This is a genomic window from Actinospica durhamensis, from assembly GCF_018139695.1.
Lineage (GTDB): Bacteria > Actinomycetota > Actinomycetes > Streptomycetales > Catenulisporaceae > Actinospica > Actinospica durhamensis.
This window is the reverse complement of sequence record NZ_JAGSOG010000312.1, coordinates 1-9,214: the sequence shown is the minus strand read 5'-3', so window position 1 is coordinate 9,214 and position 9,214 is coordinate 1. Positions and strand designations below refer to the sequence as shown.

Genomic DNA, 9,214 nt, shown 5'->3' with positions numbered 1-9,214 from the left:
GAGGTACGGGACGGAAGCTCGATCAGTGTCATGATCACCTTTTTCTGGTTCGGGCCGGCTCCCCCTTTCGGGGGCGGCGGCGGAGGCTGGGGTTGGCCAGGCGGTAGCTCACCGCCGCGGGCGGTTCGGCCTCGCCGGCTCTGGCGCGCAGGTACGCGGTGCGCAGGAAGAGGGCTTCGAGTGACTCGCCGACGGTGGTGCCGTCGGACAGGGCGAAGGACAGCGGGTCGGCGCCGGCGTCCGCGTGCTCGGGAAGCAGGCGCAGGACCTCGTGGATGCGGCCGTGTTCGAGCAGCGATTCGACGAGGTCGAGAATGTGCCGGCCGGTGCCGAGGTACTCCGCGGCCTGCCGGCAGGGATCCATGGCGCCGCCCAGCCTGTTCAGCAGCAGTTCGCGGGCACCGTGCTCGTCGTGTTCGGCCTGCCAGCGGCCGTCGCGCCAGGCCACCCGGTGGAGGTTCGTACCGCAGCGCACCAGGAGCACGAGCTGCGACGCGGCGCCGTCACCGTCACCGTCACCAGGTCCGGCACCGTCGCACGCCTCGACGGCTTCGAAGTAGGGCACCGTGCGGTAGAGCAGCGTCCCCGTCGCCGGGCCCTGATTCGGCGATGTCGGCGACGTGCGTGGAGCGAGCGCGTCGGCGACCAGCGGGTGCAGGTCGGGTGGAGCGAGCAGGTCCAGCCTGAGCAGTTCGGCGTCCACGGGCCTGAGCCACGCGGCATCGGGGAGGGCGGGCAGGTCGCGGGCCTGCTCGGGAGAGACCACCTCGGCCGTGACCGGGCCGCCGTCGGACCCCAGCCCGCGCAGCACGAGCGCGCCGCCGCGGAAGGCGATCGCGCCGCGGTCGACGCCCGGGAGCGTCTCACGAGCCTGAGTCACCAGCAGCGGCAGGTTGACCGGGAGGGTGGCGAGCCGGCTTATCCGGTTGGCTTGCTGCCGCCGGCCCGACACCCGCGCAGGCGCGCAGATCAGCTCGATCCCGGCGGCGGCCCAGGCCTGCTCGGCCCGGCCCGCGTCCTGCAGGGCACTGATCCGCCGCGCGTCCCCGGGTTCGCCGGTGCCACCGCCGCCGAGGTCCGCGGACAGCCGGGCGAGTTGCGGAGCCGCCGCGGCGTCCCAGAACATCCGGTGGTGCGTCAGGCTGCGGCGCGACGGGCCCTGGGTTCCATCGCGCCGCCGGCTGCCCGCGAGCACGGTGAGTGCGATCCGCTGACCTGCGGCGAGAGCGTGGCGCGGACTCGCGGCGACGAGCGTGACGGGCACGCCCGCCCAGGCGTAGTCGGCGAGCGGCACCCACTCGTCCTCGAGCAGCAGCCCGGAGCCGTGCCGGGCGCGCGGGAAGTGCCAGCGCAGCAGATCAGGGGACAGATTCCGTAGGTCGTCCAGGATCAGCTCGGCGAGGTCCGAGCCGTGGCGCGCCTTCAGGGACGAGGGATCGATCTGCACCTCGACGGCCGCGGCCGCACAGGCCCCACGCCAGTCCCCGGCGGCGCGCCGCAGCGCGACGGCCTCGATCATGCTCGGGGTGACGCCGAACCTGCGCGCCCGGATCGCGGCCTGGGCGCGGGGGTGGGAGAAGATCGCCGAGTCTACCGGCCTGCCGAGTCCCGTCATCGGGCGGCAGGGGTGTCGGCGGCCTCCACTTCTGAAATCAGAATTCGCATATGGCTTCGATGGTCATCGGGGACGATGGACGTCACGATGATGCCCGCGATCGCGCGGCCCCGCAACCGAAAACCCGCTCAGTCCTGGGCCGGCTTGCGCCAGGGCTTGACGAAGTCGCTCTCCGGCCAGCCCTCGGCGGCGGCTTTGAGCTCGATGGACTGGGCGCCGTCGAGGGTCTCGCGGATGATGTCGGCGTGGCCGGCGTGGCGGGCGGTCTCCTCGATCAGGTGGACCAGGATGTAGCGGGCGGTCCAGGACTCGACGTCCTTGGGGAACCAGGGCACGCCCTGCGGCACGGGGGCGAGCTGTTCGAGGTCCGGGATGGCGAGGAACGCGGCGTCGGTGGCCTCGGCGGCGCGGCGGTAGTCGGCGATGAGTTCCTCCACCGTGCTGCCGCCGGGCTGGAACGAGGCGAGGTGCTCGGCCACGCCGTTGGGGGTGCCGGTGACCTGGAGGATCCCGGTCCAGTTGCCCTCGATCGCGGTGAGGTGGCGCAGCAGGCCGCCCAGGCTCAGCGCACTGGCGGAGGGGGCGAGGGCGGCCTGCTCGTCGGTCAGGCCGTAGACGCTGCGGCACAGTGCCTCGCGCTGATTGTGCAGGAAGCCGAGCAGCGCCTCGCGCTCGTCGTGGCTGTTGGAGTCCCATTTCTTCGTCATGTCCGTCAGCATGCCATCGACCACTGACACGACCGGCGGGCGTGGCACACTGGCCGGGTGGAGCAAGATCTGGAACTGGACCGGCTCGGCTTGGCGTTCGGCGGCAGCGTGAGCGTGGACGGCCGCGCATGGCTGGAGCGGCTGCCGGGTCTGGTCGCCTCCTTGCGCGCGGACTGGGGTCTTCGGCGGATCGGGCGGCCCTACGCGGGCGGGTCCGGCGCCTGGGTGGCGCCGGTGGAGCTGGACTCCGGGGAACGCGCGGTGCTCAAGGTCGGGTTTCCGCACCGGGAGGCGCGCGCGGAGGCCTACGGGCTGCGGCGTTGGGGCGGGAACGGGGCGGTGCGGCTGCTGCGGCAGGACGCGGAGCGCACCGCATATCTGCTGGAGCTGTGCGAGCCGGGTACAAAGCTGGTGGACGCTTCGGAGCTCGGCGCCGAGGCGAGGCTGCGGATCGGGGCGGGGCTGTTGCGGCGGCTGTGGCTGCCCGTCGAGACGGTGGACGCGGGCGAGACGGACGCGCCGCCGTCCCCCGAGTCGGTGGGTGAGCAGATGGGGTGGTGGGCGGACATGGCCGAGGAGCGGCTGGCCCTGCTTCCCGCCGAGGCCGACGCCGGGTTGGTGCGCACCTGCCTCGATCTGCTGCGGACGCTGCCCGCGTCCGTGCCCGCGTCGCGATCCGTGCTGCTGCACGGGGATTTCAATCCGGGCAACGTGCTCTCGGCCGCCCGCGAACCGTGGCTCGCCATCGACGCCAAGCCGCTGGCCGGCGACCCCGCGTTCGACCCGTGGCCGCTGCTCGAGCAGGTCGACCCGCCGTTCGCGCTGCCCCGGCCCGGCGCGGTGCTCACGGCGCGCGGCGCGCTGCTCGGCGACGAGCTCGGGGTGGACCCGCTGCGGATCTTCGCCTGGGGCGCGGCGAGGCGGGCCGAGGCCGCGGTGGCGATCGCGGCGGACGAGCCGGACGAGTGCCTGCGCATCCTCGCCGAACAGACCCGTACGCTGGCGGACCTGGCAGGACTCTGAGTTCTGGTGTAGACGGGAACTGTGGATACTCCCGCGGGCTCGATCGACGAGGTACTGCACGAGTTCTTCGCGCAGCGGATGGCCGAGGCTCCGTCGGCGCGGATCGCGGGGCTCTACGCGCCGATCGCGGACCTGGTGCTGCGCGGCGGCAAACGGCTGCGGGCGCGGTTCGTGCTGCTCGGATGGCGCGGCACCGGGGCGCCGCTGACTCCGGGCGTGCTCGGCGCCGCGGCCGTGGTGGAGCTGCTGCACGCGTGCGCGCTGATCCACGACGACGTGATGGACGGCTCGGCGACGCGGCGCGGGGCGCCCGCGGTGCACCGGGTCTTCGGCGAGCAGCACCGGCGGGCCGGGTGGTTCGGCCGGGACGAGCAGTTCGGCATGTCGGCGGCGATCACGGCGGGCGACCTTTGCCTGGTCTGGGCGGACCAGCTGCTGCGCGGCTGCGGGCTGCCGGAGCAGGCCGTCTCCCGGGCCCGGCCGGTCTTCGACGACATGCGGGCCCTGACGATGCAGGGCCAGTACCTGGATCTGCTGACGCAGGCGGAGGGCGAGGCGTCGGTGGCGGCGGCGCTTGAGGTGGCGCGGGCGAAGACGGCGGCGTGCACGACGACCGGGCCCGCCCGGTTCGGTGCGGCGCTGGCCGGGGCGTCGGCGGAGCTGCTGGCCGGGTACGGCGCGTACGGCGACGCGCTGGGCGTGGCGTTCCAGCTGCGCGACGACCTGCTCGGGGCGTTCGGCGACCCGGCCGCGACCGGCAAGCCCTCGGGCGACGACCTGCGCGACGGCAAGCGGACGGTGCTGCTGGCCGAGGCGGTGGCCCGGCTGACCCGGCCGGACGCGCGCCGGCTGGCCACGCTGTTGTCCCAGGGGACTGATCAGGCGGTGGCCGAGCTGCGGGCGCTGCTGATCGCCTGCGGGGCCAAGGATTCGGTCGAGCGGCGGATCGGCCGGCTCGGCGCCGTCGCCCTGCGCAGCGCCGAGTCCCTCCCCTTGGCCGACGAGTCGGTGCGGGCGGAGCTGATCCACCTCGTGCACGCCGTCACCGGGCACTCCACCGGTACAGCAGCAGCGCCGCAGCCACCGTCGGTGACACTGCCGAGAGAAGCTTGAGCGCTCCGTCCAGCGGATTCAGCAGGGTACTGCGATCGAGCGCGGCCGTGGACCCGTCGGCGAAGCGGATCTCGCCGGCCACCTCGGCGACCCGGCGTCGCAGGATTCTGGCCGGAGTGCTCAGCCGGCGCTGCGCGGCCGAGAACGCGGTGGCGGCGAGCGCGGCGAACAGGAGCGCGCAGGTGCCCGGCAGATTCCAGCGCGGCCCCTGCGCCACGTACCCGACCAGCACCGGGAACGCGCCCCAGGCCAGGGCGAATCCGAGGTCTGTGTGCAGCGCGCCGCCGAAGAGCTCGAGGTTGTAGCCGAGCACCAGCACGACGCCCACGGCGATCAGCGGCAGCAGCGCGTAGCCGGAGTGGCGCAGCACGCCGACGCCGAGGGCGCACGCGCCGGCCAGGCTCAGCACGGCCGCCGTCCACAGCGCCTCGCCGCTGATCCCGGTCCGCAGCGGGCGGCCTTTCCACTCGTCCAGCGCGTGCGCCGCGACGCCGACCGCCAGCGCGAACCCGGCCAGGCTGGCCCAGAACACGGCCCAGTCCAGCCTCGGCACCAGCGCAGCGCCGAGGCCGACGTAGCCGAGGTGCCAGGCCGTGTACGGCGGGTGCAGCAGCGTGATCCAGTCGCCGACCGGGCCGCCGCCACGCGCGTAGAACGCCGGCCGCGCACCGGAGGGCGGCGCACCCGGAGGCCGCGCATCGGCGACCGCGGAGCCAGGGCCCTGCGACGCCGTCTCCGGCTCAGCCATCCGCGCTCGCGGCGTTCTTGCGGCCCCACATGACCAGGCCGCCGCCGAGGCTCATCCGGCGCGTGCGCACGTCCGCGACCCCGGCGCCATGCCAGTAGTCGACGATGCGCTCGACCGGGTGGGTGCGGTAGTGGCCGCTGATGGAGGGGCCGAGGAAGTTGCCGACGTGTCCCCACTCGCGGCCGCCGGTGAGGTAGCCGGCCAGCGGGAGCACCCCGCGGGTGTAGCCGACCCAGGCCGCGTGCCAGCCGGGGTTGCCCGGCACCGCGAACTCCAGGCTGGCCAGCGCTCCCCCGGGCTTGAGCACCCGGGCGAGTTCCACCAGCGTCGCTGCCGGATCCTGCACGTAGCGCAGCAGGTAGGTGAAGGTGACCGCGTCGAAGGAGGCGTCCGGGAAGGGCAGCTGCTCGGCCCGGCCCTGCAGCAGCCTGATACGGTCGGCGCGCCCGCGCCGGGCCACGTTCTCCCGGCCGCGCCGCAGCATCTGCGCGGTCAGGTCGATTCCGGTCACCTCCACCCGCGCCCGGTCGGTCCAGTACAGGGCCACCCCGGCGGTGCCGGTGGCCACGTCCAGGACCCGGAGCGCGTCGGGCGAGGTGCGCGCCGCCGCGTCCACCATGGCATGGCGCCACCGCCGGTTCTGGCCGAAGGAGAGCACTTCCGCGAGCAGGTCGTAGCGCCGGGGCAAGCCACGGAACAGATCCTGCGCGTCAACTAAGGTTGCATCCGCCACACCCGGCTTCCTACCCGCACTCGGCGGTGGGAATGTACGCTGGGCGCATGATCGTCGAGCATGCCGAATTTTCCATCGCCGAGGCCGACTCGGAGAAGTTCGAGGCCGCCTACGCGCAGGCCAGGGAACTGCTGGCGCAGACCGAGGGCTTCGTGTGGGCACGGATGCACCGCGGCCTCGAGCGCCCGGGCAGCTACCTGCTGCTGGTGGGCTGGGAGTCGCTCGAGGCGCACACCGTCAACTTCCGCGAGTCCGACCGCTTCCCGCAGTGGCGCGCGCTGATCGGCCCGTACTTCGCCGCCGACCCGAAGGTCGAGCACTACCGCGAGGTCTGAGACGCGACCGGGGGACCCGCGGCGGCCGGCCCGGCCGGCGCGGCGCAGGAGATCCAGTCGAAGCTGACGTAGTGGTCCGGCGTGTAGTAGTCCTGGCCGCCGGCCCCGGTCACCACCCGGCGCGGCCCGCGCCCGGCCGCGGCGGTGCCGGCCACGGTGAACTCGTGGTAGTAGTCGACCGGCTCGCGCGGCAGCAGCCGCTGGTAGTTGCCGAAGACGGTACCGTCCTCGTCGTACGGGTACGGGCCGCCCACCGCGATCAGCTTCAGGGTGCTGATCGCGGTGGCGGGCAGCTGGGCGAGGGTCAGCACCGTCATGCCCGGCGGCGGCGGCACCGCGCTGGAACAGGCGGTGCCGTCCACCTCGACCACCCGGCCCGCGCTCTGCGTGCTCGCGGCCGAGCAGGCCGCGAGCGGCCAGGCGGCGAGCACCGCCGCGATCACCAGCGAAGAGCGCTTGATTCGATCCACGTGATCATTGTGACCCGCGCGACCAGATCCGGTCCTCGACCGGCAGGTGCGTGTCGTCGTTGGCGTACATCAGAGCCCACTGACCGGCCGGGTCCGAGCGCTCGTAGGTGGGCTGGGCGTGCCGCCAGCCGGTCAGTCCGGTGTGGCTGACGAGCGGGTAGACCAGACGCGCGGCCTCGGGGGGCAGACGCAGGAAGGCGTGCAGGGCGGACCCGGCGGTCTCCGCGTGGGCGATGACCAGCACCCGCAGCCCGGCGTGCCGCCGCGCGATCTCGAGCAGCGCGCCGCTGGAGCGGTCCAGATAGGACGACCAGGTCTCCGAGCCCGGGTTGGGCTCCTCGTGCGGGGCGAGCGGCGGGATGGTCCCGATCCGGTTGGTGGCCGGGTTCCACGGATTCCGGCCCGGCGCGCCGTGGTCGGCGCTGCGCAGCGCCTCGACCGGCTCGACCGGCAGTTCGTGCGGGCCGAAGGCGGCCAGCACCCGTTCGGTGGTCTCCACCGCCCGGCGGATCGGGGAGTGGCAGAGCACATCGAAGCGGCCGGGGCCGCTCATCCGCTCGGCCAGACGGGCCCCGAGGAGGTCGGCCTGGACCCGGCCGCGCTCGGTCAGGCCAGTGCAGACCCCGTCCAGGTTATCCAGGAACTCCAGGTTGATCACGGCCTCGCCGTGCCGCGCGAGCACGAGCTCGGTCACGTCGGTCATGCACGCCCTCCCGCTTGCGACCCGCGGCGCACCGCCGCCGGGGAGGTCAGGCTAGCGGAGCGGCGGCCCGGAGGAAACAGAGGTCGAAGACCTCGCGGCCGTCCTGGATGGCGCGGGCCTCGAACTTGGTGACGGGGCGGTGCGCGGGGCGCGGGGCGTAGCCCTCGGCCGTGTTGCGCAGCAGCGGCTCGGCGCTCAGGACCTCGAGCATCTGGGCGGCGTACTCGGCCCAGTCGGTGGCGCAGTGCAGCCGGCCGCCCGGGCGCAGCCCGCGGGCCAGCAGCGCGACGGCGTCGGGGCGGATGATGCGGCGCTTGTGGTGGCGGGCCTTGGGCCAGGGGTCGGGGAAGTAGACGTGCACGGCCTCCAGCGACTGTGCCGGGATCAGGTCGCGCAGCAGGTCGAGGGCGTCGCCGGCGGCCACCCGCACGTTGCTCAGACCGGCCCGCTCGGCCATCGCGAGGACGTTGCCGAGGCCCGGAGTGTGCACATCCACGGCCAGGAAGTCGTGCTCGGGGGTGGCGGCGGCCATCGCGATCACGGCCTCGCCCATGCCGCAGCCGATCTCCAGCACTAGCGGAGCCTCACGGCCGAACAGCTCCGCGCGCGCGAGCGGTACGGCGCTGGAGTCCGGTATCTCGAAGCCCCACCGCGGCCAGAGCCGGTCGATCGCGGCGCTCTGCGCGGTGGTGATCCGGCCGCGGCGCGGCTTGAAGGTGCGCACGTGCGGCATCGGCGGCGTGGCGGCGGGCACGACGTCCGCGGTGAGCGCGTCGGTGGCGGTTGACGTGGTCATGTGCACCCAGCCTAGCCGCCCGGCGGGCCGAGGCTTGCGTTCCGAGAGTCAGCGATATATCGTTAACACGTCGAAGAGATGCTTCGACAGAACATGATCCTCACCGAGGATCTCCACCAAGGAGTCTTCCCATGAAGAACACACGCTTTTACGAGGGCCTCGAGGGCCCCGGTCCCGAGCGCCGTGGACGGCGCCCCGACGAGCGCCGGCGCGGCGACGGGCGCGGTCGCCCCGAGCCCGGCCGCCACATGCACGGCCCGTTCGGCCGGCCGCAGTTCCCGGGCGAGGAGGAGGGCTTCGGTCCCTTCGCCGGCCGCGGACGCGGCGGCCACCACCACGGCCCGGGCTTCCCGCCGCCCGGCTTCGGCCCCGGCTTGGATCTGGACCTCGGCTTCGGCCCGCGCGGACGCGGCGGCCGGGGACGCGGCCGGGCCGGACGCGGCGACGTACGCGCGGCGATCATCTCGCTGCTGAGCGAGGAGCCGCGCAACGGCTACCAGATCATCCAGGAGATCAACGAGCGCACCGGCGGGCTGTGGCGGGTGAGCTCGGGCTCGGTGTACCCGGCCATCTCGCAGCTCGAGGACGAGGGCCTGATCGAGCCCACCGACGGCGCCGGCCGCAAGCTGTTCGCGCTGACCGCGGCCGGGCGCGAGCACGCCGAGCGCAACGCCGAGCAGCTGAGCCAGCTGTGGCAGATCGGCGAGCAGGGCACCCGCTTCGGCGAGTTCCTGCAGTACCGCGACCTGATCGGCCAGCTCGTCGCCGCCATCCGGCAGGTCAACGAGGTCGGCAGCGCGGCCCAGCGCGAAGAGGCCAAGCAGGTCCTGGTGCGCACCCGGCAGTCGCTCTACAAGATCCTCGCCGCCGAGGCCGAAAGCCCGGCCGGCCAGGACCCGGAGCCGGCCGACGAGCTCTGATGCACTCCCGCGGCCGCAACCGCCACAGCCGTAGGGCGGGGACAGAACGGG

General features: G+C 73.8%; 11 protein-coding genes. 4 read left to right on the top strand and 7 right to left on the bottom strand.

Annotation, left to right across the window (positions count from 1 at the left end; translation table 11 throughout):
• Nucleotides 1-34 precede the first annotated feature (34 nt).
• A complete protein-coding gene (locus tag KDL01_RS35590) occupies nt 35-1,615 on the bottom strand; it encodes a hypothetical protein (protein ID WP_212533103.1) in 1,581 nt (526 codons plus the stop codon).
• Nucleotides 1,616-1,743: 128 nt separating this feature from the next.
• The gene (locus KDL01_RS35585; protein WP_212533102.1) at nt 1,744-2,322 is read right to left on the bottom strand and encodes a DinB family protein; all 579 of its coding nucleotides are present in this window, start codon (nt 2,320-2,322) and stop codon (nt 1,744-1,746) included.
• A gap of 57 nt (nt 2,323-2,379) precedes the next feature.
• Between KDL01_RS35585 and KDL01_RS35580 the strand changes: the two genes are divergently transcribed.
• Both KDL01_RS35580 and KDL01_RS35575 read left to right on the top strand, forming a co-directional pair.
• Complete coding sequence (locus tag KDL01_RS35580; RefSeq protein ID WP_212533101.1) at nt 2,380-3,345, top strand: aminoglycoside phosphotransferase family protein; 966 nt, start codon at nt 2,380-2,382, stop codon at nt 3,343-3,345.
• Between the two features lie 21 nt (nt 3,346-3,366).
• Complete coding sequence (locus KDL01_RS35575) at nt 3,367-4,458, top strand: polyprenyl synthetase family protein (protein ID WP_212533100.1); 1,092 nt, start codon at nt 3,367-3,369, stop codon at nt 4,456-4,458.
• Here the strand turns inward: KDL01_RS35575 and KDL01_RS35570 are convergent.
• Together KDL01_RS35570 and KDL01_RS35565 are read right to left on the bottom strand one after the other, a co-directional pair.
• Nucleotides 4,388-5,206 carry a UbiA prenyltransferase family protein gene (locus KDL01_RS35570; RefSeq protein ID WP_212533099.1) on the bottom strand — a complete coding sequence of 273 codons (819 nt, stop codon included), beginning with the start codon at nt 5,204-5,206 and terminating at the stop codon, nt 4,388-4,390. The two genes, KDL01_RS35575 and KDL01_RS35570, sit on opposite strands and share 71 nt — an antisense overlap.
• A complete protein-coding gene (locus KDL01_RS35565) occupies nt 5,199-5,939 on the bottom strand; it encodes a class I SAM-dependent methyltransferase (protein ID WP_307846749.1) in 741 nt (246 codons plus the stop codon). Before KDL01_RS35565 ends, KDL01_RS35570 begins: the two co-directional genes overlap by 8 nt.
• Before the next feature lie 47 nt (nt 5,940-5,986).
• Between KDL01_RS35565 and KDL01_RS35560 the strand changes: the two genes are divergently transcribed.
• Entirely contained in the window at nt 5,987-6,274 is a 288-nt protein-coding gene (locus KDL01_RS35560; RefSeq protein WP_212533097.1) for an antibiotic biosynthesis monooxygenase family protein, read from the top strand.
• On the opposite strand, the gene KDL01_RS35555 is transcribed toward KDL01_RS35560, so the two are convergent.
• From KDL01_RS35555 to trmB, 3 genes are read right to left on the bottom strand one after another with little or no spacing between them, the layout of a single operon-like run.
• Entirely contained in the window at nt 6,259-6,744 is a 486-nt protein-coding gene (locus tag KDL01_RS35555) for a guanyl-specific ribonuclease (protein ID WP_212533096.1), read from the bottom strand. The genes KDL01_RS35560 and KDL01_RS35555 overlap by 16 nt on opposite strands.
• Before the next feature lie 4 nt (nt 6,745-6,748).
• A complete protein-coding gene (locus tag KDL01_RS35550; RefSeq protein WP_212533095.1) occupies nt 6,749-7,447 on the bottom strand; it encodes a histidine phosphatase family protein in 699 nt (232 codons plus the stop codon).
• A gap of 46 nt (nt 7,448-7,493) precedes the next feature.
• The gene (gene trmB / locus KDL01_RS35545; RefSeq protein WP_212533094.1) at nt 7,494-8,243 is read right to left on the bottom strand and encodes a tRNA (guanosine(46)-N7)-methyltransferase TrmB; all 750 of its coding nucleotides are present in this window, start codon (nt 8,241-8,243) and stop codon (nt 7,494-7,496) included.
• A 131-nt stretch (nt 8,244-8,374) separates the two neighbouring features.
• On the opposite strand from trmB, the gene KDL01_RS35540 reads away from it, so the two are divergent.
• Nucleotides 8,375-9,163: a PadR family transcriptional regulator gene (locus KDL01_RS35540; protein ID WP_212533093.1), complete on the top strand. Its 789-nt coding sequence runs from the start codon at nt 8,375-8,377 to the stop codon at nt 9,161-9,163.
• The last annotated feature ends 51 nt before the right edge of the window (nt 9,164-9,214 follow it).

Coding starts and splice junctions, on each gene's coding strand:
- KDL01_RS35590 (WP_212533103.1), bottom strand. CDS start 1,615: ATGACGGGACTCGGCAGGCCGGTAGACTCGGCGATCTTCTCCCACCCC.
- KDL01_RS35585 (WP_212533102.1), bottom strand. CDS start 2,322: ATGACGAAGAAATGGGACTCCAACAGCCACGACGAGCGCGAGGCGCTG.
- KDL01_RS35570 (WP_212533099.1), bottom strand. CDS start 5,206: ATGGCTGAGCCGGAGACGGCGTCGCAGGGCCCTGGCTCCGCGGTCGCC.
- KDL01_RS35560 (WP_212533097.1), top strand. CDS start 5,987: ATGATCGTCGAGCATGCCGAATTTTCCATCGCCGAGGCCGACTCGGAG.
- KDL01_RS35550 (WP_212533095.1), bottom strand. CDS start 7,447: ATGACCGACGTGACCGAGCTCGTGCTCGCGCGGCACGGCGAGGCCGTG.
- trmB (WP_212533094.1), bottom strand. CDS start 8,243: ATGACCACGTCAACCGCCACCGACGCGCTCACCGCGGACGTCGTGCCC.
- KDL01_RS35540 (WP_212533093.1), top strand. CDS start 8,375: ATGAAGAACACACGCTTTTACGAGGGCCTCGAGGGCCCCGGTCCCGAG.